General features: G+C 28.2%; 22 protein-coding genes. 19 read left to right on the top strand and 3 right to left on the bottom strand.

Annotation, left to right across the window (positions count from 1 at the left end):
• Window positions 1-151: 151 nt before the first annotated feature.
• The 7 genes from pyrB (at window position 152) to ACQPVP_RS08055 (ending at window position 6,309) form a co-directional block, all read left to right on the top strand.
• Entirely contained in the window at window positions 152-1,072 is a 921-nt protein-coding gene (gene pyrB, locus ACQPVP_RS08085; protein ID WP_430848891.1) for an aspartate carbamoyltransferase, read from the top strand.
• The gene (locus ACQPVP_RS08080; protein WP_430848889.1) at window positions 1,073-1,504 is read left to right on the top strand and encodes an aspartate carbamoyltransferase regulatory subunit; all 432 of its coding nucleotides are present in this window, start codon (window positions 1,073-1,075) and stop codon (window positions 1,502-1,504) included.
• 17 nt (window positions 1,505-1,521) lie between these two features.
• The gene (locus ACQPVP_RS08075) at window positions 1,522-2,718 is read left to right on the top strand and encodes a dihydroorotase (RefSeq protein WP_430848887.1); all 1,197 of its coding nucleotides are present in this window, start codon (window positions 1,522-1,524) and stop codon (window positions 2,716-2,718) included.
• A gap of 9 nt (window positions 2,719-2,727) precedes the next feature.
• On the top strand, window positions 2,728-3,603 hold the full coding sequence (pyrF, locus tag ACQPVP_RS08070; RefSeq protein WP_430848885.1) for an orotidine-5'-phosphate decarboxylase: 876 nt from the start codon (window positions 2,728-2,730) through the stop codon (window positions 3,601-3,603).
• A gap of 11 nt (window positions 3,604-3,614) precedes the next feature.
• Window positions 3,615-4,358, top strand: a complete 744-nt coding sequence (locus tag ACQPVP_RS08065; RefSeq protein ID WP_430848883.1) for a dihydroorotate dehydrogenase electron transfer subunit — start codon at window positions 3,615-3,617, stop codon at window positions 4,356-4,358.
• 20 nt (window positions 4,359-4,378) lie between these two features.
• A complete protein-coding gene (locus ACQPVP_RS08060; protein ID WP_430848881.1) occupies window positions 4,379-5,275 on the top strand; it encodes a dihydroorotate dehydrogenase in 897 nt (298 codons plus the stop codon).
• 191 nt (window positions 5,276-5,466) lie between these two features.
• A complete protein-coding gene (locus tag ACQPVP_RS08055) occupies window positions 5,467-6,309 on the top strand; it encodes a hypothetical protein (RefSeq protein WP_430848879.1) in 843 nt (280 codons plus the stop codon).
• A 68-nt stretch (window positions 6,310-6,377) separates the two neighbouring features.
• Here the strand turns inward: ACQPVP_RS08055 and ACQPVP_RS08050 are convergent, their stop codons facing one another.
• Both ACQPVP_RS08050 and ACQPVP_RS08045 read right to left on the bottom strand, forming a co-directional pair.
• Window positions 6,378-7,778, bottom strand: coding sequence for an alanine/glycine:cation symporter family protein (locus tag ACQPVP_RS08050; protein ID WP_430848877.1), 1,401 nt, complete (start codon window positions 7,776-7,778; stop codon window positions 6,378-6,380).
• A gap of 338 nt (window positions 7,779-8,116) precedes the next feature.
• Window positions 8,117-10,765, bottom strand: a complete 2,649-nt coding sequence (locus ACQPVP_RS08045; protein ID WP_430848875.1) for a transglycosylase domain-containing protein — start codon at window positions 10,763-10,765, stop codon at window positions 8,117-8,119.
• Between the two features lie 107 nt (window positions 10,766-10,872).
• On the opposite strand from ACQPVP_RS08045, the gene yunB reads away from it, so the two are divergent.
• The gene (yunB, locus tag ACQPVP_RS08040; protein WP_430848873.1) at window positions 10,873-11,529 is read left to right on the top strand and encodes a sporulation protein YunB; all 657 of its coding nucleotides are present in this window, start codon (window positions 10,873-10,875) and stop codon (window positions 11,527-11,529) included.
• Window positions 11,530-11,640: 111 nt separating this feature from the next.
• Here the strand turns inward: yunB and hpt are convergent, their stop codons facing one another.
• Entirely contained in the window at window positions 11,641-12,168 is a 528-nt protein-coding gene (hpt, locus tag ACQPVP_RS08035) for a hypoxanthine phosphoribosyltransferase (RefSeq protein ID WP_430848871.1), read from the bottom strand.
• Between the two features lie 238 nt (window positions 12,169-12,406).
• On the opposite strand from hpt, the gene hflX reads away from it, so the two are divergent.
• The 11 genes from hflX to ACQPVP_RS07980 all read left to right on the top strand — a co-directional run bounded on the left by hflX (window position 12,407) and on the right by ACQPVP_RS07980 (window position 24,941).
• Window positions 12,407-14,203 (top strand): GTPase HflX, encoded by a 1,797-nt coding sequence (gene hflX, locus ACQPVP_RS08030; protein WP_430848869.1) that lies wholly within the window; start codon window positions 12,407-12,409, stop codon window positions 14,201-14,203.
• Between the two features lie 116 nt (window positions 14,204-14,319).
• Window positions 14,320-15,219, top strand: a complete 900-nt coding sequence (locus ACQPVP_RS08025) for a nucleotidyltransferase domain-containing protein (RefSeq protein WP_430848867.1) — start codon at window positions 14,320-14,322, stop codon at window positions 15,217-15,219.
• Between the two features lie 18 nt (window positions 15,220-15,237).
• A complete protein-coding gene (locus ACQPVP_RS08020; RefSeq protein WP_430848865.1) occupies window positions 15,238-16,638 on the top strand; it encodes a PLP-dependent aminotransferase family protein in 1,401 nt (466 codons plus the stop codon).
• Window positions 16,638-17,285 carry a YigZ family protein gene (locus ACQPVP_RS08015; RefSeq protein WP_430848863.1) on the top strand — a complete coding sequence of 216 codons (648 nt, stop codon included), beginning with the start codon at window positions 16,638-16,640 and terminating at the stop codon, window positions 17,283-17,285. The genes ACQPVP_RS08020 and ACQPVP_RS08015 overlap by 1 nt, the downstream gene beginning before the upstream one ends.
• Before the next feature lie 80 nt (window positions 17,286-17,365).
• On the top strand, window positions 17,366-18,103 hold the full coding sequence (locus ACQPVP_RS08010; protein ID WP_430848861.1) for a YebC/PmpR family DNA-binding transcriptional regulator: 738 nt from the start codon (window positions 17,366-17,368) through the stop codon (window positions 18,101-18,103).
• A 395-nt stretch (window positions 18,104-18,498) separates the two neighbouring features.
• Window positions 18,499-19,791, top strand: a complete 1,293-nt coding sequence (locus ACQPVP_RS08005) for a TrkH family potassium uptake protein (protein ID WP_430848859.1) — start codon at window positions 18,499-18,501, stop codon at window positions 19,789-19,791.
• A 10-nt stretch (window positions 19,792-19,801) separates the two neighbouring features.
• Window positions 19,802-20,473, top strand: coding sequence for a potassium channel family protein (locus ACQPVP_RS08000; protein WP_430848857.1), 672 nt, complete (start codon window positions 19,802-19,804; stop codon window positions 20,471-20,473).
• Window positions 20,474-20,568: 95 nt separating this feature from the next.
• Window positions 20,569-20,706, top strand: a complete 138-nt coding sequence (scfA, locus tag ACQPVP_RS07995) for a six-cysteine ranthipeptide SCIFF (protein WP_016208429.1) — start codon at window positions 20,569-20,571, stop codon at window positions 20,704-20,706.
• Between the two features lie 69 nt (window positions 20,707-20,775).
• Window positions 20,776-22,131, top strand: coding sequence for a thioether cross-link-forming SCIFF peptide maturase (gene scfB, locus ACQPVP_RS07990; protein WP_430848855.1), 1,356 nt, complete (start codon window positions 20,776-20,778; stop codon window positions 22,129-22,131).
• Window positions 22,132-22,299: 168 nt separating this feature from the next.
• Window positions 22,300-23,514 carry a M16 family metallopeptidase gene (locus ACQPVP_RS07985; protein WP_430848853.1) on the top strand — a complete coding sequence of 405 codons (1,215 nt, stop codon included), beginning with the start codon at window positions 22,300-22,302 and terminating at the stop codon, window positions 23,512-23,514.
• 14 nt (window positions 23,515-23,528) lie between these two features.
• The gene (locus ACQPVP_RS07980; RefSeq protein ID WP_430848851.1) at window positions 23,529-24,941 is read left to right on the top strand and encodes an aminotransferase class I/II-fold pyridoxal phosphate-dependent enzyme; all 1,413 of its coding nucleotides are present in this window, start codon (window positions 23,529-23,531) and stop codon (window positions 24,939-24,941) included.
• The last annotated feature ends 9 nt before the right edge of the window (window positions 24,942-24,950 follow it).

Genomic DNA, 24,950 nt, shown 5'->3' with positions numbered 1-24,950 from the left:
AACTTAATCCAGAGAGATTAATAAGGGAGATACGAAGTAATTTAAATGCTTAGGTTTATTATATCTTCCTTTAATATAAGGAAGTTTTTTTATGCACCAAAATAGCAAAACCTTTAAATTTAACACAGAGATGTTAACAAGGAGTGATAATATGAAAAACAAACATTTAATAGATCCAATGGATTTTTCTAAAGAAGAATTAGAAGAAATATTTAATTTAGCACGTCAAATTATATCAAATCCAAAAGAATACTCACATGTATGTGATGGAAAGATATTAGCTACACTTTTTTACGAACCAAGTACTAGAACAAGATTTAGTTTTGAAGCTGCAATGATGAGACTTGGAGGAAAAATATTAGGTTTTTCAGAACCAAATTCAAGTTCAACAGCAAAAGGGGAAACTTTAGCAGACACTATTACTATGGTATCTATCTATTCAGATATAATAGCAATGAGGCATCATATGGAGGGATCAGCAAGACTTGCTAGCATGTACTCACAAGTTCCAGTAATTAATGCAGGAGATGGTGGACATCAGCATCCAACTCAAACTTTAACAGATCTACTAACTATTAGTTCTTTAAAAGATGGTTTATATAATCATACAATCGGAATATGCGGTGATTTAAAAAATGGAAGAACGGTTCATTCATTAATAAAAGCAATGTCTAGATATGAGGGAACTAAGTTTGTACTAATATCACCTAAGGAATTATCTATACCAGATTACATAAGAGATGAAATATTACTTAAAAATAACATAGAATTCAAGGAAGTTGAAAAATTAGAAGAAATAATTAATGAGCTAGATATTCTTTATATGACAAGAATTCAAAAAGAAAGATTCTTTAATGAAGAAGAGTATTTAAGGCTTAAAGATAGTTATATATTAGATGTAGAAAAGATGAATTTAGCAAAAGATGATATGATTGTACTTCATCCACTACCAAGAGTAAATGAAATAGCAATTGAAGTAGATAAAGATAGCAGAGCATGTTACTTTAAGCAGGCTGAATTTGGTATGTATGTAAGAATGGCATTAATTGCAAAACTTTTGGGGGTGCTATAGATGTTAGAAATAACTAGTATAAAAGATGGATTAGTAATAGATCATATAAAGGCAGGAATGGGAGTAAAAATATTTAATTATTTGAAATTAGATAAGGTAAATAGTCAAGTTGCATTAATCATGAATGTAAAAAGTAAGAAGATTGGTAAAAAAGATATTATTAAAATAGAAAATTCTTCAGAGATTAATTACACTATATTAAGTTTGTTATCGCCACATTTAACTATTAATGAAGTCAAAGATGGAGAAATATGTAGAAAACTAATACCAGAATTACCAGAAAGGGTAGTGGATGTATTAAGATGTAATAATCCTAGATGTATAACTACTGTAGAAAATTATGTTCCCCATACATTTAGTTTAATTAATGAAGATAGAGGAACTTATAAATGTGATTTTTGTGATAATATAACAAAGCTATCTGACTTATAAGGATAAGAGGTGTAATTATGGATTTGATAATAAAAAATGCTAGAATAGTCGATTGTTCGCAGGATTTTATTGGAGATATTTATATAGAAAAAGGAATAATAAAAGAAGTAGGATTAAATATTAATGTAGATAATATAGAAACTATTGATGCAAGAGGGCTTTTAGTAATGCCTTCTTTTATAGATACACATGCTCATTTTAGAGAACCTGGATTAACTTATAAAGAAGATATAGAAACAGGCTCTAGAGCTGCTTTAAGAGGTGGATATACAGGGGTTTGTTTAATGGCAAATACTCAACCTATATGCTCAAGTAAGGAAGTTTTAGAAAGAGTGAGAAATAGAGAAAAAGAATTAGGGTTAGTAGACTTACATCAATGTGTTTCAGTTACTAGGGGATTTAATGGAAAAGATTTAAGTCATCTAGATGATTTTATAGAGGATGAACGACTTAAAGCAATCTCAGATGATGGGGTTGGTGTCATGGATTCTGAAATAATGTATAAAGCAATGCTAAAAGCAAAAGAGCATGGATGGATAATAATGTCTCATGCAGAAGATAAAGGCTTTTCAGATATAGATATGAAGATAGCTGAAAATATAATGACATTAAGAGATGTATATTTAGCAAAAGAAACAGGGGCTAGACTTCATATGTGCCATGTTAGCACAAAAGAAGCTATTGAATATATTAGGGATGCAAAGAAGTGCTTTAGCAATATAACTTGTGAGGTTACTCCTCATCACATATGTCTAACTAAAGATATAAATAATTATAGGGTAAATCCTCCTATAAGAGAAAAAGAAGATGTAAATGAGGTAGTAAGGGCAATTAAAGATGGAGTAGTTGATTGTATAGGAACAGATCATGCTCCTCATACAAAGGAAGACAAAGAAAAGGGCTCACCTGGAATGGTTGGATTAGAAACAGCTTTTTCAATCTGCTATACAAGCTTAGTTAAATCAGGAAAAATAAGCTTAAATAAATTAAGTGAAATAATGTCTAAAAATGGTGCTAAGATATTAGGAATGAATAAAGGGATAATTAGCCCAGGAATAGATGGAGATTTAGTATTAGTAGATTTAGATAAAAAAATAGTAGTAGACTCAAATGAGTTTCATTCAAAAGCTCAAAATACGCCATTTGAAGGTATGGAATTTTACGGTGAAGTTCAAATGACAATAAAGTCTGGTAGAGTGCTTTATAAAAAATAGGAGGATAATATGAAAAGTTTTATAATAGATAAGTTATACAATAGAGTAAATGAAAGAGGAGTAGTATGTGTTGGATTAGACACTGCTATTGAATATATACCAAGTCATCTTTTCGAAGGAAGAAGTGAAACAGAGGCTTTAGTTGAATTTAATAAACAAATAATAGATGCAACTATAGATGTGGCTGCTTGTTTTAAAGTGCAAATAGCTTATTATGAAGCTTTAGGATTAAAGGGAATGATTGCCTATAAAGAAACATTAGATTATTTAAGAGAAAAAGATGCAATTATAATTGCAGATATAAAAAGAGGAGATATAGCAGCAACAGCTAAACAATATGCCAAAGCTCATTTTGAAGGAGATTTTGAAGTTGATTTTATTACTTTAAGTCCTTACATGGGAATGGATAGTATAGAGCCGTATATGCCATATATGGAAAAAGGAAATAAGGGAGTTTTTACACTAGTTAGAACTTCAAATCCAGGAGCAGAAGACATAGAAATGGTAAAAACAGAAGACGGAAGAGATGTTTATAAAGTTGTTGGAGATAAACTTGTTGAAATGGGAAGTAAAGTATCTGGAGAGTGTGGATATTCAAGTATAGGTGGAGTTATAGGATGTACTCATGTAGAAGAGGGGATAGAAATAAGAAAAAGATTTAAAAATATGTTTTTCTTAATACCTGGATATGGTGCACAAGGTGGAAAAGCAGAGGATGTTGCATTATATTTAAATGAAGGAAATGGAGGAGTTGTTAACTCTTCAAGAGCTATTCTTTTAGCATATAAGAAACAAGTTGGAAGAGAAAAAGAGTTTGCATTATGTGCAAGAGAAGAAGCTATTAGAATGAGAGATGAAATAAGAGCTGCAGTAGAGAGTCTATAGGAGGAGAGCTAATGAAGATGGCTTATACTAAATCAAAAGTTATATCAAATGAAAAGATAGTTAATGGAATATACAAAATGGTTGTAGAGGATAATAATGAAGCAAGAGCAGGACAATTTTATATGTTAAAATTAAATGGACAAACATTACTTCCAAGACCTATAAGTGTATGTGAAAAAAATGAAGGAACTATAACTTTCTTATATGCAGTAGTAGGAAATGGTACTAAGGAGTATGTAGATCTTAAAAATGGAGATTATATAAATCTTACTGGACCGCTTGGAAATGGATTTAATGTTTATGAGGATCTTGGAAAAGTAGCATTAGTTTCAGGTGGAATTGGTACAGCACCAATGCTAGAAGTAGCTAAAAAACTAAGAGAAAATAATAACAATTCAAAAATAGATTTATATGCAGGATTTAGAGATGATATTTATTTAATAGATGAAATAAAAGAATATATTGATAATGCATATGTAAGTACTAATACTGGAAAGCATGGTCATAAGGGATTTGTAACTGATATTCTTAAAGTTGAAGAGTATGATACTGTTCTTTGTTGTGGTCCAGAGATAATGATGAAAAAAGTCGTAGACATGTGTAAAGAAAAGAATGTTAAAATATATGTATCTATGGAAAAACATATGGCTTGTGGAGTAGGTGCTTGTTTAGTATGTACTTGCAAGACAAAGGATGGAAATAAGAGAACTTGCACGGATGGTCCAGTTTTTGATGGATATTATGTTGAGCTTTAAAATCAAAGGAGGAAATTAAAATGTTAAAGGTAAATATAAATGGAGTAGAATTTAAAAATCCAGTAATAGCTGCCTCAGGAACCTTTGGATTTGGAGCAGAATATAACAATTTTTATGATGTAGGAATATTAGGTGGAATATCTTCAAAGGGATTAACATTAAATCCTAAAGAAGGGAATGAAGGAATTAGGGTATATGAAACTCCATCAGGTATGATGAATTCTGTTGGACTTCAAAATCCAGGAATAGATAGATTTATTTCAGAAGAGCTACCAAGAATGAAAAAATTAGGAACTAATATTATTGCAAATGTTGGTGGCGGATGTATGGAAGATTATGAAGTGGCAATAGAAAAATTAAGAGGAACTGATATTGATATGATAGAGCTTAATATATCATGTCCTAATGTTAAATCAGGAGGAATGGCTTTTGGAATAAAATCAGATGTAGCATATGATATAGTTTCTAAAATAAAGAATATTATTGATAAGCCATTAATGGTTAAACTTTCTCCTAACGCAGAAGATATAGTAAGAATGGCTATTAGCTGTGAAGAAGCAGGAGCTGATTCAATATCACTAATAAATACATTAAAGGGATTTGCAATAGATCCATATAAAAGAAAGCCTATATTTAATAATACATATGCAGGCCTTTCTGGACCGGCTGTAAAGCCTATAGCACTTAGAATGGTTCATGAAGTATCAAAGGCTGTAAATATACCAGTAATAGGTCTTGGAGGAATTTCTAATGGACAAGATGCAATCGAATTTATGATGGCAGGAGCATCTGCAATTCAAATAGGAACCATTAATTTTGTTAATCCTATGGCTGGTAAGGAAATTATAGATGAGATGGAAGCTTTTTGTAAAGAACAGGGTATTAAAGATATAAATGAAATAGTAGGATGCATATAAATTAATAATTAATATTTTTTATATTAAAGGCTATCTTGGATAGCCTTTTTCCTTTCTTAAGAAAATTTTAAGAAATAGCTTTATATTGTTTGTTAAATAAGGTAAAATATATAATGAACAATAATATAATAAAAATCATTGTATAAATAAAATTTTTTAATTTTATTAATATAGTAGTTAAGGAGGATACAATGAGGGTTAGAAAAGCAAGTATGGTTTTTAGTGTAGTTATTATAGTATTGTTATTACTTATAGGATTTATAGTGAATAATATACTAAAAAAAGGTACAAAAGAAGTTAAAGTTGCAAAGGATTTTATAGAGGAGCTTTATGATAGTGGTATAATAGAAAATAGTTATAGTATTAAAAAATCTGTAATTAAAGAAGAAACTTTAAATAAATTATCAAATAAGGATTCTATAATAAAATATTCTGTTATAGTTGGAAAGTATGGTGTAGATATAGATAAGAATTTCAATATATTAGGTTTTTCTAATAAAAATATTGATGAACATATGGTAAAATCTAATTTGATAAGTGAAGAGGATGCTATTTATTTAGCAAAGTCATATTTATCAAAGATAACTAAGGATGAATTTGAATTTAAAGAAGTTAAAAAGGGAGATAATATAGAAAGCTCATTTTATAATATTATTTTTTATAAATATAGAAATGGTTATCCATATTATAAACAAGAAATAAAAACTGTGATAAATAAATTTACAGGTAAATTAGAGGGATATACAAATTATCCAATAGAAAATATTAAGTATAGTGAAGAAATTAATATTGATGAAGAAGAGGCAATTAAGATTTTAAAGGATAACTTTGAAGGATTAAAGTTAGAAGTAACAGCGATGGAGGATCCAATATTAGCTTATATAAATATTTCAGATAAGGAAATGGTACTAGCTTATATTTTAAATTCAAATTTGAAAGACAAAGATGGAAAAGAAGAAACATGTACTTCTTCAGTAAGAGCAGATACAGGGGAAGTAGTAAATTATAATTTAGAGTCTGTAGCAAAAAAATAAATAAGAAAGCTGTAATAAATTTTTATAAATTAATTTATTACAGCTTTTTTATGTTATTAATTAATAATTTATTTCCATTCAGTTAATTCGTCATCTAACTCAGGTATAGATGATGATTTAAATACTGGGTCTTTAATTCCAGATTTTTTTTGAATCATATAATCTTCCAAAGCTTTGAAAGCAATTTTACTTAGTAAAACTATAGCAATTAGATTAATTATAGCCATTAGTCCCATAAATACGTCAGCTAAATTCCATACAATATCCATGCTAACTAAAGAGCCAAAGAACACCATTAAACCAACAAAGAGTCTGTATATAGCTAAATATATCTTTTTATTAGTTATAAATTGTATGTTTGTTTCTCCATAATAGTAATTACCAATAATTGAACTATAAGCAAATAGCAATATACATATTGATATAAATATTCCTCCCCAAGAACCAACTTGAGAGTTTATAGCTAATTGAGTAAGTTCAATTCCTTTAACCGAGCCGTCTAAAGGAACATCAGATAGTAATATAATAAAGGCTGTACAGCTACAGATTATTAATGTATCAGTAAATACTCCAAGAGTTTGTATAAATCCTTGTTTAACAGGATGAGATACTGTTGCAGTAGCAGCTGCATTTGGTGCAGAGCCCATACCAGCTTCATTTGAAAATAATCCTCTTTTAATACCTTGCATTAGTGCAGCTCCAATACCACCACCAACAATTTGATTTAATCCAAAGGCATTTTCGAAAATCATTTTAAATACCTGAGGTAATGCTGTAATATTTTTAAATACTATAAATAAAGCAACTAATATGTATGCAATAGCCATAATTGGCACTATAACACTAGATACTTTAGCAATTCTATTAACTCCACCAAAAATAATAACTAAGGTTAATATTGTTATAATAGCACCTATTATTGTTTTGTTAAATCCAAATGAACTATTCATTGAAAGTGCAATTGTATTTGCTTGAACAGAATTAAAAACTAAGCCAAATGCAATTGTTATTAAAATTGCAAATAAAACACCCATCCATTTCTTTTTTAGGCCTTTTTCCATATAATATGCTGGACCACCAATATAGTTGTCGCCATCTTTTTCTTTATATATTTGAGCTAATGTGGATTCAATAAAGCTTGAAGCAGAGCCTATTAAAGCTATAAGCCACATCCAAAAAATAGATCCAGGACCACCAATAGAAATAGCAGTAGCAATACCTGCAAGATTTCCAGTTCCAACTCTAGAAGCTGTACTTATGCAAAAAGCTTGGAAAGATGAAACAGAGTTTTTATCTTTATCGTTTGTAGCTCCATCATTTAATAATCTAAACATTTCTTTTATGTTTCTAAATTGAACAAATTTAGTTCTAAAGGTAAAGTAAAGTCCAACTATTATTAGCATTCCAATTAATATATATGTCCATAAAAAATCATTAAATGCTAATATTGCATTATTTAAAAAATTCATAGAATAAATCCCCCTTTTTCATTTGTATTCTAAATTTATTTTATTAAAGATATAATATAGTATATTTTCAAAAAATGCAAGATTAAAATATGGAAAATTCATAAATTTAAATTAAAACCGTAATATAATTTATTATTTACATAAATATTGAATTTTATTTATTAAATTTATTCATAATTTGGAGAATATATTGGCGTAGTTCCCTTTATTTAGATATGGAAATTTTAATTATAAACTTAAAAGTAAGATATAGAATGTAATAGATAGTTAATGAAATAGTAAATTTTGAATACATTACTGTATATAAAAAAATGAGAGCTTAATAGCTCTCATTAATATTAATCTTCATCATTTCCTGTTTGATTATTATTAGTAGAAGAATTCTGACCTCCAGTGTCATTTCCATTGTTATTGTTAGAATCGGATTCTAGTTCTATAACTATAGTATCACCTTTCTTGGCTTTATCTGATGATATACTCTTAATTATTCTATTTTTAGAGTCGTTATTCTTAACAGTTATATTAACACCCTTAGATTTTAGAATAGTAATTGCATCGTCTGCATTACCTCCGACCTTAATACCTAAGTCTGATAATTTAAATTCTTCATTTGAAGATGCTTTTGTATCATCTTTTTCAGTTGGAAGGATATATTGATAATCTAAAGTGCTTGAATTTGGATTTTGTTTCTTTATAAATACCTTTTCTACAATTAAATTTTCAGGAGTATTTTCAGTAGCCAATTTATTATTGTTCTTATTTACTTTAGCTGTTACGTGAACATCACAAACTCCTGTAGGTTCAGTACCAGATATAAACATTTCAGTATAAACTCTTGATCCTCTTTGATCGTGAGCGCAAAGATCAGTAGCTATTTTTCCTGAATCCTTACATATTGATACTGTGGTTACTCCACCTGGGTTACCGTCAAATTCCTTGTATTCTAAGTTTTCATGAATAGGAGCCATTATAGCACCCCATAAAGATGCAGCTGATGAACTATAACTAGCACCACCAATTATTCTATTGTCATCATATCCTATCCATACTGCACCAGAATAATAAGGGGTTAAACCAGCAAATAAGAAATCTGTAACATCATTTGTCGTACCTGTCTTACCTATAACAGGCATATTTGGAATTTTGGCTAAGGCACCATCGAAACTTAAAGGACCTTTAAGTAAATCTCTCATAATATAAGCAGTTTGTGGAGAGAAAACTTGTTCTTGTTTAGCTTTCTTTTCTAATAATACATTTCCATCAGCATCAACAACCTTAGTGTAAAGCATAGGTTCTGTATATAAACCATTATTTCCAAAAGCACTATAAGCAGCAGCAAGTATAAATGTATTACCACCATCTGTAGAACCATCATTATAGGTACCAGTAAATTCACCTAAAGATAGGGTAGATAATGTTTTAGAGTCTTCACCATATACAAGTCCTAGTTTTTCACCATAAGCTAGACCAGTTTCTAAACCAAGCTTATCTTCAATAATTATAGTCGGAACATTTTTAGATAAAGCAAGAGATTCTCTTGCAGTAATATATCCATTTGATACTTTGTTCCAGTTAGTTGGAGTCCAACCAGGATATTTACTAGTTATTGAACTTGGAAGCGTGGAATCATCAATAACAGTTCCAGCAGTTATTGTTTTAGTATCAATTGCAGGTCCATATACAGTTAAAGGTTTAGTAGTTGAACCTATAGATCTTAGTGCATAATAAGCTCTATTAGTAGATCTTGCAGGCTGATCACCTCTACCTCCAACTAAGGCTTTTACTTCACCAGTTTTATAATCCATAATTACAGCAGATGCTTGTAGCTCTAAAACACCATTTTCATCAGTGACTTCTGGGTTAGCATATATATCAAGTTGCTGAATGCTACTTCTATCATCTATTACTGCTTGAGTAGAATCCTGTATAGATCTATCCATAGTAGTATAAATTTTTAGACCACCTGTAGAGAACAATCTGTCAACTTCTTCATCAGTATATTTATATGTTTCTTTTAAATCAGATCTTACTTGATCTAATGCAGGATAAACAAACCATTCATAGTTTATCTTATAAGTTGTAACTGTTTGTGAAAATGCAAATTGATTTCCATCTACAAAAGCATAAGCTTCATCGTATTCTTCTTGAGTTATTTTACCTAATTCTAACATTTTTGCGAGAACTGTTTTAGTTCTATCCAAGTATAAACTAGGGTCCTCTTTATTATCAGGATTATATGGACTATAAGTTGTAGGAGCCTGAGTTAATCCTGCTAAAAAAGCAGATTCAGGTAAAGTTAAGTCCTTTGCACTTTTATCAAAGTAATATTTAGCAGCAGCTTCAACACCATAAATTTTTCCACCAAGAGGAATAGTATTTAAATAAGCTTGTAATATTTGATCTTTAGTTAATTGTTTTTCTAAGTTTAGAGAAAGATAAATTTCTCTAATTTTTCTCTCAATTTTTACATCATTAGTCAATAATGTATTTTTTATTAATTGTTGAGTTAAAGTAGAACCTCCTTGTACAGTACCATTTCCTGTAATATAATACACTGCTGATCTAAAGGCAGATCCTAAAGTTCTTTTAATATCTATTCCTTTATGTGTATAAAAACGTTCATCTTCTATAGATATATAGGCATTTTTTAAGTAATCAGACATTTCATCTAGAGTAACTTTGTATCTTTCTTCATTTGTAGGAAGATTATCGATATAATCGCCATTACTATCATAAATCATAGAAGGTTCATTTAAACTTAAAACCTTATTGACATCAAGTGGATCTGTACTCTTTATTATTGCAAACACATATCCTAGGCCTACAACAAAACATAGAAGACCAGCTATTAGTATTCCAAGAAATGTACCTTTTAAAATTTTCTTATATTTAGGTTGATTTTTTTTCTTATTCTTTTTGCTACTATTCTTTTTCTTCTTAACAGTAGCTTGGCTTTTTTCTGTTTTAGAAGTGTCTTTCTTAGCCATTTGTTCCTCCCTTATAATTTATAATTATTTAATGATGTGAAATAAATAATATAGTATATTATAGCATATTTATATAAAGAGTAAAATAATAACTCTAGAAGGTGCCTATGAAGTATTATACAAAAAGACCTAAAATGCGATTTAAAATTAAACACCCGAAGATTATAATGGTTATTATTGCCATTTTTATATTGTTTAATTCTATAGTGTACATTTTTGATAAAAATATTCTACCTGCAGCGTTGATTATTGGCGAAGAAAAGCTCAGAGGTGAGGCAACAACAATAATTAATGAAACAGCACTAGATATTTATTCTAATCAATTTGATTATTCAGATATAATAATTGCTGAAAAAGATAATGAAGGTAATATTACAATGCTAAGAGCAGATACTGTTAAATTAAATTATCTATCTTCAAGATTAATATTAGCATCTAATAAAAAAATTAGTGAATTAGAAGAAGTCGGATTAAATATTCCCTTAGGGTATATTACTAAGAATCTAGTTTTCTATAATTTGGGACCAAAGATTAATATTAAAATGACACAGGTAGGCAATATTACAAGTAGTTATGAATCCGTATTTGAAAGTGCAGGAATAAATCAAACTAGACATAAGATTTACTTGAATGTAAATATGAAATTAAAAATAGTAGTTCCATTAAAGAGTAAAGAAATAGAAATAGTATCACAAATACCAATAGCAGAAACAATTATTGTCGGTAAAATACCGAATACAGCAATAGAGTTAAACAAGCAATGAAGAATAAAAAATGAAGAATGAAGAATTAATAAAAAACTCCCGTATGGGAGTTTTAAGCTATTTATTAGTAAGTTGAAACAAATTTCATATCTAAGTATGAATTGAAAATTTTTAGTTGTTTTCCCAGTTGAATACATAGGGAACGTTTCTATAGAAACTCTCATAATCAAGGCCATATCCAACCACAAATAAGTCATCTATTTCAAAGCAGCAATAATCAGGTGATAAATCAACTTTTCTTCTAGAAGGTTTATCTAATAATGTACAAGTTTTTACTGAGTTGGCTCCACGTTTTTTTACGTAGTTTATAACAAACTCCATTGTATAACCTGTATCAATTATGTCATCTACTATAAGTACATCCCATCCCTTAATATTATCAGGAATATCATTAACTACTTTAACTTCTCCAGTACTTTCTTCTCCATGACCATAACTTGAAGTAGTCATAAAGCCAACTTTTGCTTTACAATCTAGTGCTCTAAATATATCAGCTCCAAAAATAAAGCTTCCTCTAAGTAATGGAAGAACATAAAGTTTTTTATCCTTATAATCTTCGGTTATTTCTTTACCAAGTTCTTTTATTCTTGTTTGAATTTGCTCTTCTGTAAAAAGTATATTTCTCTTCTTATCATTCATTAGTATAATCCTCCTAAAAGTTTATGTGAAAATAAATACTTTATAAAACTAATAATATTATTAGTTTTATATTACATATTATTTAACATTCTTGCAACTTATTTTTGGTATGAGTTAAATATAAATATAAGTAATTAAGAAAATTAAAATATATGGTTATGCTTTAGTTTACAATGATTAATTATTAGTATAAAATTATAGGAAAGTCGCTAATAGTATATAAATGAGGTGATATATAATGATATTTGGTAATATAGATGGCATAAAAAAATCTTATTTAGAGGAACTTGAAAATATTTATAGAATGAGGGTTTTAAAAGATGAGGTATGTAGTTCTGAAATTATAAATATAATTTCAAGAATATCATCGGTCATAGAAAGAGAAATAAGTGTTGCTATAGATAGGAGAGGAAAGGTAGTTTCAGTTGCTATTGGTGATTCAACATCAGTAGAAATTGGAATGATAGATATTAGAGAAAAGAGACTATCTGGAGTAAGGGTAATTCATACACATCCAAATGGTTTTTCTAATCTTTCAGCTTTAGACTTATCTGCTTTATTAAAATTAAAGCTAGATGCTATTGTAGCTATTGGTGTTTATAATGGAAATATAACAGATTATTCTTTAGGTATGATTACAATAACTAATGATTTATTAGATTATGATGAAAAACTAAATCTTTCTTTAGATGAACTTCTTTCTATTCATATATTAGATAAAATCCAACATATAGAAAGTTTAATAAAGGAAAGAGAAATTATTGAAGATGAAGGCGAAAAGGCCATCTTAGTTGGATCTGATACTAAAGAAAGCTTAGAAGAACTAAAGGAATTAACTAAGGCTTGTGATATTCCTGTTTTAGATTTAGTTTATCAAAGCAGAAGTAAGGTAGATCCAGCATTTTATATAGGTAAGGGGAAAGTCTTGGAAATAGCATCTCTAAGGCAAAGTAGACATGCAAATTTAATTATATTTGACGATGAACTTTCTGGATCTCAAGTAAGAAATTTAGAAGCTGCTTTAGGCGCTAAAGTTATTGATAGAACAACATTAATCCTGGAAATATTTGCTAGAAGAGCAAGGAGTAAAGAATCTAAGATTCAAGTAGAACTTGCTCAACTAAAATATAGAATGAGTAGACTTCAAGGTCTTGGTACAGTGCTTTCAAGAACTGGAGGAGGAATAGGTACTAGAGGTCCTGGAGAAAAGAAATTAGAAACTGATAGAAGACATATAAAAGAAACAATTTATGATTTAAATGACGAACTTAAAAAGATTAAGAAAAATAGAGAAGTACAAAGAGAAAAAAGAAATAAAGAAAGCATACCAAAAGTATCTTTAGTTGGTTATACTAATGCAGGAAAATCAACACTTAGAAATAAATTATGTGATCTAGCCGCTCAAAAAGAAGTCCAAGGAAAAGAAAAGGTTTTTGAAGCAGATATGCTTTTTGCAACTCTTGATATAACAACAAGATCTATTATTCTTAAAAATAAGGGAGTAGTTACGATAACTGATACAGTTGGTTTTGTTAGAAAACTTCCTCATGATTTAGTTGAAGCATTTAAGTCTACCTTAGAAGAAGTTATTTATTCAGATCTTTTATGTCATGTGGTAGATGCATCATCAGATAATGCAATAGATCAAATAAATGCAGTAGAAGAGGTTCTTGAAGAACTTGGAGCAAGGGATAAAGATACAATTCTAGTATTAAATAAAATAGATAAAGCTGATGAAGAAAATTTAGAAGAGTTAAGAAAATTAAGTGAAGCCTATTTAACTATCGAAATTTCAGCAAAGGAAGGAATAAATTTAGATGGACTTTTAGATTTAATTGAAGAAAAACTTCCTTATAAAATGAAAAAGTGTGAGTATTTAATACCGTATAATAGAAGTGATATGAATTCATATCTTCATAGAAATGCTAGGGTTTTAGAAGAGGAATATAGAGATAACGGAAGCTATATGAAAGTGGAAGTTGATGATGAAACTTATAATAAATCTAAAGAGTTTATTATAAATGTATTAGCTTAAATTTAATATTAATTAAAGTAAAAACTGCAATGAAAGATATACTTTATTGCAGTTTTTATATATATTCTATATAATTATTGTAATAATACAATTCTTGTAAAGTAGGGGGATGAGCAATGGCAAAATCAGTAGTAGATTACCAAAATGCCTATATGGAGATAACTGAGATACTAAAGAAAAACACTAATATTATTTCTATATTTGTTTTTGGCAGCATGGTAAGTGGAGACCTATGGGAAGGTTCAAATATAGATTTGTTTGCAGTTTATAATGATGATTTCCATGAAATAAGAGATGTATATTCAGAGGTTATAGATATACCAATACATATAAAATTTATAAGTAAGGATTCTTTTAAAAAATATTATAATGAAGCAGGTAAAAGAGATGTAATTAAAAGCTCATTAATGTCTTCTAAGATGATTTATTCTATAGATCATGAGATAACAGATTTATACCAAAAAATTATTTATATCCTGGATTCAGATAAAGGAAGATTGAATTTAGTTTATCTTGGAAATTTATTCAGGGATATTGGGATATGTAAAAAATATTTAAGTAAAGGAAGCAGATATACTGCTCATGAATTGCTTATAAGGGCATTAAATAATTTTTCTATGCTTTATTTAAGTATCAACGGTTATACTGTTAGTAAGGATTCTTTAACTATGGCATGTAATTTAAATGATAGTTTAAATGAGAAGGTTAAAAATCTTTTATACAAAGAAGTAAGTGATGAAAGTATAAAAGAATTATTGAATTATATGGAAAACTACTTAGAATATAATATAGAGAAAGCTTCAAAGGAAATAATTGATTTTATAAAAACCGAGGATAAGCCCTTAAGTGCTCATGAAATTACTATGAATCCATATTTTAAAAATTTTAAAATTAAGGTAGAAGAAATTTTAAAGGTATTATACAAGAATAACATTATAATTAAGGACAAGAGAGAGTTTAGAGATTCTAAAGGAAGTTTATTAGCAATGGAAAATGTATATAGTTACAAGAATTAGTTGATTTGGGGGCTCTGTATGAAAGAATTATATGATATAACTTTTCAAGAAGAAATTCCTAAATATATTCAAATAGCAGATTATTTAAAAAAATTAATAGATAATAAAAAAATTAAAGATAGTGAAAAACTACCTACTATAAGGGAGTTATCTAAGAATTTGGATGTAAATAAAGTTACTATAGTAAATGCATATAATAAATTAAAGGCAGATGGATATGCTTATCAAAAAGTTGGATCAGGTACTTATGCAAAAAGAAAAGAAATTACATCTGCATTTAATAGGGAGTATTCTAAGATATTTAAAAGTCTCAAATCTGAAGATTTAGAAAGAATAATAGACTTTACAGGAGAAACAAATTCGGAGATTTATTTTCCTATGGAGGATTTTAAAAATGTAATTAATAAAGTTCTAGATAGGGATGGGGCTAATGCCTTATTAATAAAAGAACCACTTGGATATGAGAGCTTAAGAAAAACTATAAATAAATCCTTTTGGAATAATGAAATAGATTTAAATAATATTCTTATAGTATCTGGTGCTCAACAAGGAATAGATATAGCATCAAAGGCAATAGTTAATATTAATGATAATGTAATAGTAGAAAAGCCTACTTATGGAGGTGCTATATCAGTATTTAAATGGAGAAGGGCAAATATTTTTGAAATTGAATTAGAAGAAGATGGTGTTAATTTAGAAGCTTTTGAGGAAATATTAAAGAAAAATAGTATAAGTTGTTTTTATACTATGAGTTATTTTCATAATCCTACTGGTGTAAGTTATAGTTTAGAAAAAAAAATGAAGTTATTAGAATTAGCTAATAAATATGATTTTTATATAATAGAAGATGATTATTTATCAGAGCTTATTTATGATAAGAATATTACTCATGAACCTTTTAAAAGTTTAGATAAGTATGAAAGGGTAATTTATATAAAAAGTTTTTCTAAAGTATTTTTGCCAGGGATAAGACTTGGATATATGATTACTCCATCATCTTTTAATGAAAGCATTCAAAGTTCTAAAATTAATACAGATATTGCAACATCTAGTCTTATGCAAAGGGCATTAGAGTTATATATTAGTGAGGGATTTTGGAAAAAACATATAGATTATCAGCAAAGGCTTTATGAAGAAAAATATCAATTGATGAAAGATTTAATTGAGAGTGAGCTTAATGATAAAGTAGAGTATATTGATCCGAAAGGAGGCTTATATTTTTATTTAAAAATAAAAAATGAAAATATTACTTCTAAGAAATTATTTTATAAATTAAAGAAAAAGAATGTATATATTACTCCAGGAATAATATTTTTCAAAGATTCTTTAAGTGAAGAGTATCATTTTAGAATTAGTTTCTCACAAGCAAGTAAAGATAAAATAATAGAAGGAATAGAACTAATAAAGGAGGAACTGTAATGAGTTATGTTACTATAAGAGATTTTGGAGAAGATAGATTTATAGAAAAGAAATCAGAGTTTATAGGATATGCTAAAAGATGTGAAACTGAAGAGGAAGCAAAGGCTTTCGTTTCTGAAATTAAAAATATGCATAAACAAGCAACACACAATTGCTTTGCATATGTTATTGGAGAAAATATGGGAATCCAAAGATATAGTGATGATGGAGAACCACAGGGAACAGCAGGCATACCTATTTTAGAAGCTTTGAAAAAAAGTAACATTACTGACTGTGCAGTAGTAGTAACAAGATATTTTGGAGGAATATTACTTGGAACAGGTGGACTTACAAGAGCGTATACTAAAGGTGCTTCAGTGGCTTTAAAAGATGCAGGAGTAGTTGAAAAGGTAAGAGGAGTTAAAGTATCTCTTTGTATGGAATATGATATGCTTGGTAAAATCCAATATACTTGTAACGAAAATAATTGGCATATTGAAGATACTGAATATACAGATAAGGTAGTTGTGCACTTATTAGCACAAATAGATTTAGCAAACGAAATTGAAAAAAAAGCTATAGAAATATCTAATGGAAAAATAATAATAAATAAAAGTGATGAAGATATTTACTTTAAGGAAGAAAATAGGCTTTATAAGATGATTTAAGGTATTTGTAATAATAAAATAATTGTGATATAATTTCCACTGTATTTATAAATTTAAATTAATGTTGGGAGGAATTAAAAATGTCAGGACATTCAAAATGGCATAATATACAAAATAAAAAAGGAAAAGCAGATGCAAAAAGAGGAAAAATCTTTACAAAATTAGGTAAAGAAATTGTTATAGCAGTTAAAAATGGTGGTCCTGTTCCCGACACTAACCCAAAATTAAGAGATGTAATTGCAAAGGCTAAGGCAGCTAATATGCCTAGTGATACAATAAATAGATCAATAAAAAAAGCTTCAGGTGAACTTTCAGGAGTAAACTATGAGAAAATAGTTTATGAAGGTTATGGACCATCAGGAGTTGCAGTAATAGTAGAAACATTAACAGATAATAAAAATAGATCAGCAGGAAATGTAAGAAGTGCCTTTACTAAAGGCGGTGGAAACATGGGAGCTACAGGATGTGTAGGCTTTATGTTCCAAGAAAAGGGCGAAATTGTTATAGAAAAAGAAGATAAAGATGAAGATGAAATAATGATGCTTGCATTAGATGCTGGAGCGGAAGATTTCGAATCTGAAGATGAAGTGTTTGTAGTAACAACTACTCCAGAAGATTTTGGAACAGTAAGAGAAGCTTTAGAAGCAGAAGGATTAGAATTCTTAGAAGCCTCAGTAAAGATGATTCCAGATACATATACTGAAATTAATGAAGATGATGCTAAGAAATTCCAAAAAATGTTAGATTTGCTTGAAGATGATGATGATGTTCAAGAAGTTTACCACAATGCTGAATTCCCAGAAGGATGGGATGAATAGAGGTTTGTAAGCCTTGGAATTACAGCGTTTGAACAGAATTAAAGTTTAATTAAGAAAAATAATATATTATGATATACATCAATTAAGATTTTTGTTTATGGTGTATTTAAAAAAGACTATTTTCTATTCTTTAAAATAGAAAATAGTCTTTTTTAGTTATTTTGTGCTGTAAATGTTTTCTGATTTTAAAGTAATACTAAGAAATGTCGTATTTTTGATGTTTTATAATTAAATAGAAAATAAATAATCCTATTTACATTTATCAGCTTTTTTAAAAGAAATTCGGTAAAAATAACGAAATTGACAGTAAAAAATAGGGAATATATAATAATGCTAAATACCGAGAAAAAGCGAAAATATTTATTTTAGTTACATGTCATAAAGGAGAGCTTAATATGAAATTGTTAAAAAAAATAAGCCCAGGCAGAATAATTGTTTTGGGGTTTTTTTCTGTTATTGTGATAGGAACTATATTATTAAAGCTGCCAATATCAATTAATGAGGGTGTAGAGTTATCTATTTTTGATGCATTATTCACATCAACTAGTGCAGTTTGCGTAACAGGATTAATTGCTGTTGATACAGCTGATACTTTCACTGTTTTTGGACGAACTGTAGTAGCTTTATTGATTCAAATAGGTGGGCTTGGAGTTACTTCTGTTGGAGTAGGATTTATTTTATTAATGGGTAAAAAAGTTGGAATTAAGGAAAGAGTATTAATCAAGGAATCTATGAATCTAGATTCGATGAAGGGTTTAGTAAAATTGGTAAAATCAGTATTGTTATTGACGCTAAGCTTTGAAGTAGTGGGGGTAATATTAAGTTATATAGTATTCTCTAATGATTATAGCCCTTTAGATGCATTGGGTATAAGTATATTTCACTCAATAGCTGCGTTTAACAACTCAGGATTTGATATTTTAGGTGGACTTAAGAATTTAATACCATACCAAAGTAATGTTTTATTAAACTTGACTACATGTGGATTAATAATTTTTGGTGGGCTTGGATTTCTAGTTATTAAAGAAATAATTAACAAGAGAAGCTTTAAAAAGTTTAGTTTACATACTAAGATAGTAATTACTATGACAATCATATTACTTGTAGTTGGAACTGTGTTTCTAAAAGCCACTGAAGATATAACATGGCTTGGAGCTTTTTTCTTTAGTACTTCTGCAAGAACTGCGGGTTTTAGTACGTATTCATTAGGAAATTTTACTGACGCAGGATTATTTATTTTAATTATTTTAATGTTTATTGGAGCATCGCCTGGATCCACTGGTGGAGGTATAAAGACTACAACATTATTTACTTTATTTAAGAGTATATACAGTACTTCTACTAATAAACATTGTGTAGCATTTAAAAGAAAGATACCTAATTCTGTAATTTTTAAAGCATTTAATTTAATCGTATTAGCACTTACTGTAGTTTGTCTTGGAACTTTTGCTTTAAGCATAATTGAACCTCAGTATTCTTTTATGCAATTATTATTTGAAGTGACTAGTGCTTTTGGTACTGTTGGCTTATCGACAGGGATAACGCCAGATCTTACAGATTTAAGTAAGGTTATAGTATCTTTAATAATGTTTATTGGAAGACTTGGACCAATGACAATGGCTAGTATTTGGTATTTCAAAGAAGCATCAAATGCTTGTTATTCAGAAGAAACAGTTATAATTGGATAGGGGGATAATTATGTTTAATCATAAATCATCAATAGAATTTGGAATAATAGGAATAGGAAGATTCGGTTTTGCATTAGCTAAAACTTTAATAGAAGCAGGGAAAGAGGTAATAGTTTTAGATAGTGATGAAGATAAAATAAAGCAAATTAGATCATATACAGAAAATGCTTTTGTTGTTAATAAATTAAACAAAGAAACTTTAGAGGAAACTGGAATACAAAATTGTGAAACTGTATTTGTATGTATAGGAGAAAAAATAGATGTAAGTATATTAACTACTCTAAATGTAATAAATATGGGAGTAAAAAAAGTTATTGCTAAGGCAAACACTTATGAACAAGGATGTGTGTTAAAGAAAATAGGAGCAGAAATTGTTTATCCTGAAAATGATATGGCAATAAGAATTGCTAATAGGTTATTAAATGAGGAAGCCTTAGAGTTTATTGAGTTAAATAATGACATTCATATAGAGGAAGTAAGAGTTACAGATAAAATAGATGGAAAGTCTGTTATAAAATCAAAAATTCGTAATGATTTTAATTTAAATATCATTGCATTAGAGAGAAATGAAGAAACTATTATCGAAGTTGATCCTAATCATATACTACGAGAAAATGATTTAATAGTACTAATAGGTAAAAAAGATAACATAAGAAAATTTGAAGAATATTTAAATGATTAAAATAAGTAGAAAAGGAATTTATATAAAAGCATCTTTTCTTATTAAAAATTTTATGATATAATCGTGGAGTATTTTAAGTATGGGGGAGTATAGTTATGAAACATATTAAAACAATTAACAAAACTAATATCAAAAACAGCTTAGTTAAACCAGGCTGTAAAGAATGTGCGAACTCATGTCAATCAGCTTGCAAAACATCATGTACAGTTGCAAACTTAGAGTGTGAAAACTAATTAGAAAGAAAGCGGCAGCATTAAAGTTGCTGCTTACTTTTTAGTTATAAAGCTTTTGGAGGGATTAAGATGTCTTTAATACACAAATTTAAACAAGGTGAAAACTATTTTGTATTAGATGTAAATACAGGTGCTGTTCATATAGTAGACGAGCTAGTATATGATTTAGTGCATGATGATGGAATGAAAGAGAAAGAAGAAACTATAAAACTTTTATCTCATAAATATGATAAAGAAACTATTGAAGAAGCTTATGATGAAATATTAGAGCTTATAAAAGATGGAATGCTATATTCAGAAGATAAGTATGAAGATATAGCTCATGGTTCAATGGAAGATAGAGATTATATTAAAGCAGTTTGTTTAAATATAATTCATGGATGTAATTTAAGATGTAAGTATTGTTTTGCAGATGAAGGAGAATATAATGGACATAAGGGTATTATGTCTATTGAAACTGCTAAAAAGGCTATTGATTACGTAGTAAAAAGAAGTGGTCCAAGAAGAAATATTGAAATAGATTTATTTGGTGGAGAGCCAACAATGATAATGGATACTGTAAAGGAAATAGTACAGTATGCAAGAGATAATGAGAAGAGTTGGAATAAAAATATTAGATTTACTATGACAACTAATGCAACACTTTTAAATGATGATATGATGGATTTTATGGACAAGGAGCTTGGAAACATAATCCTTTCATTAGATGGAAGAAAATCTGTTAATGATAATGTAAGAATTAAAGTTAATGGTAGTGGATCTTATGATGATATTTTACCAAATATAAAAAAGATGATTGAAAAGAGAACTCCAGGTAAAACATATTATGTAAGAGGAACTTTTACAAGAGCTAATACTGATTTCTTTGAAGATGTAATGGCAATGGTAAATGAAGGATTTGATGAAGTTTCTATTGAACCAGTAGTATTAGAAAATGGACATCCTCTTGCTTTAAGAGAAGAGGATTTACCTACTATAATGGAAAACTATGATAAGTTATATGAAGATATGGCTAAAAGAAAAAGAGAGAAGAATGGTGAATATAACTTCTATCACTTTAATGTAGACTTAAATGGTGGACCATGTGTATATAAGAGAATTTCAGGCTGTGGAGCAGGTTTTGAATATGTAGCTATAACTCCACAAGGAGAAGTTTATCCATGTCACCAATTCGTTGGAAAAGAAGAGTTTAAGCTTGGAACTATATATGATGATACATATAATTCTGAACTTGGTAAGGAATTTAAAAAAGCTCACATTTATAATAAGCCAAAATGTAGAGATTGTTGGGCAAGATTTTACTGCAGTGGAGGATGTCAAGCAAATAACGTTAGCTTTAATGGAGATATGAAAATACCTTATGAAATAGGTTGTAAAATGCAAAAGAAGAGAATTGAATGTGCAATTGCTTTGAAAGCAGAATAAGGATGAACTATAGCAAGGGACTGTTTTTTAAAACAGTCCCTTAAATTTTAATTTTGATATTAATTGTGCATTAGAAATTCTTAATTTTTCATTATATAGTAGCCCTTTTAGTTTTACATTTAATAATAGAAATATTAAAATAATATTAGCAAATATATGGAGGTAGTAATGGAAGTAGTATTAAATAATGGAATAAAGCTAATTTATAAAAAAACAATGTCTAAGCTTACATCAATATCTGTTTCAATAGATGCAGGTGCTTGTAAAGAAAAAGAACTTTTAGGGTTAGCACATGCTACAGAACACATGGTGTATAAAGGAACTAAAAATAGAAGTGAAGAAGATATAAATAAGGAGTTAAGTAGAGTTTTTGGATTTCAAAATGCAATGACAAATTATCCATATGTTATTTATTATGGAACTATGTTAGGTGAAGATTTAGGAAAAGCAATAGAACTTTTTTCAGATATAATAATAAATCCAAGCTTTAAAGAAAAAGGATTTAAAGAAGAAATGGATGTTATAAAAGAAGAATTAAGGGAATGGGATGAAGAGGTAGATCAATTTTGTGAAGATAAACTTTTCCTTAATAGTTTTCAAGAGCGAAGAATAAAATATCCAATTATAGGTACTATGGAGAGTTTGAATAAAATTACTTTAAGTGATATAAAAAGTTTTTATTTAGAAAATTATAATCCGCAAAATACTTCTATAGCAGTTGTATCATCATTAAATCTTGAAGAAATTAAGGAAATAATAGAATTATACTTTGGAAATTGGATTAATAATAATGAAAATAAATATAATGAAATAATTTATGATGTAGATGGGTTTGGTGTATATAAAGATGTTAAGGAAGGAACTAATGGATCTAAGGTTGAAATTATATTTCCAATAGATGAACTTAATTTTGATGAGTTAAAAGCCTTAAGAATATTTAATGAATATTTTGGAGAAGGTGTTAATTCAGTGCTATTTGATAGTTTAAGAACAAGAAATGGTCTTGTATATGATGTTTTAACTAAAATTGCTTATGAAAAATATATTAAGTTATATAAAATAACCTTTAGTACTTCAAATAAAAATTTAGATAAAGCTTTATCATTAATAGAAGAATGCATAAGGAAAATAATATGCGAAGAAATAGAGATTAATGATGAAGATATAAAGGATTATATAAAGTCTATAAAGTTAAAGAGATGGTTTAGAGAAGAACAAAATATAGTTCTTGCAAAAGAATTATCTACTTATAGTACGATGTTTGGAAATTATAGTGTATATGATGAAGAATTAGAGGAGTTAGAATCTTTAAATAAGGAATTTATTTTAAATGTTGCGAAAAAGGTATTAAGTAATAAGTCTATTGAAATAATAAGCAACTAATTAAAGGAGAAGAGATGAATAAGGCACCATTATTAGAAGAATTGTTAAAATATAAAAGTGAAAATAATTTGGTTTTATCAATGCCAGGAAATAAGTGTGGAAAAGGTTTTTTAAGAGATGAATTAGGAAAAAGATTAAAGAATTCTTTAGGTGAACTAGATATAACAGAAGTTGCCCCTTTAGATAATCTACATAATCCAGAGGGAGTTATAAAAGAGGCACAGGAGCTTTTAGCAAAAACATATAAAGTTAAAAAAGCCTATTTTTTAGTAAATGGTAGCTCATCAGGTAATTTAGCAGCTATATTTTCAGCTTTTAACGAAGGGGATGAAGTACTAGTAGAAAGAAATTGTCATAAATCAATTTATAATGCGCTAATTTTAAGAAAGCTAAAAGTTATATATATTTATGCTGTAGTAGATAATAATTTAGGTATATTTTTACCCCCTAGAGAAGAGGAAATAAATGATGCTTTAAAAAAAGCAAAAAATCCTAAAGGAATTATTTTAACTAACCCTAATTATTTTGGAATTTATTACGATTTAGAAAAAATAATAGGAAAATTAAGAAAAGAAGGATTGAAAGTTATAATAGATAGTGCTCATGGTGCTCATTTTGGATTTAATGAAAGATTGCCTAAATCAATGGCTATATTAGGTGATTATGTAGTTGTAAGTGCTCATAAAACTTTACCTAGTCTTACTCAAGGAGCTTTTTTGTTAGTCAATAGTATAGAGAAAAATATTGAGTTTTATTTAAAGGCCTTTATGACAACCTCTCCATCTTATTTAATTATGGCATCTTTAGATTACTCAAGATATTATTTAGATAACTATGCTAAAGATGATTATGATAATTTAATTAAAATAGCAGAAAAATTTAGAAAAGATATAAATTTCTTAAATAAGGTTTATATAGTTAACAATAATGATATAGAAGAACAATATAAAATAGATAAAAGTAGATATTTAATGACTGTTAGAGATGGATATAGTGGACATAAGCTTTTAGAATATTTAAGATCAAAAAAAATACAAGCAGAGATGAGCTTTAGCAAAGGTGTAGTTTTGATTTTATCTCCATCAAATACAGAGGTTGATTTTGAAAAAATATATTTAGCTATTAAAGAGCTTAATATTGATTTATTAAAAACCGAAGAAAATATAATTGAATTTAGTAAGTCATATCCTAAAAAGATTTTAGAGCCCTATGAAGTCTTTAATTTTAAATATAAATATATAAGTTTAGAGGAATCATTAGATAAAATATCTAATGACTTTATAGTTCCATATCCTCCAGGTATACCTATAGTTTGTCCAGGGGAAAAAATAACTACTGAAGTTATTGATATAATAAAGAATTATATAGGCAATAAATTAAGTGTAATTGGTCTAGAGGATAATATGATTAAAGTAATAGATATTTAAAGATTTAGT

Source organism: Clostridium nigeriense (assembly GCF_050585265.1).
Classification (GTDB): domain Bacteria; phylum Bacillota; class Clostridia; order Clostridiales; family Clostridiaceae; genus Clostridium; species Clostridium nigeriense_B.
Note: the sequence above shows the minus strand (reverse complement) of the source record. Positions and strands in the feature narration are given on the sequence as shown.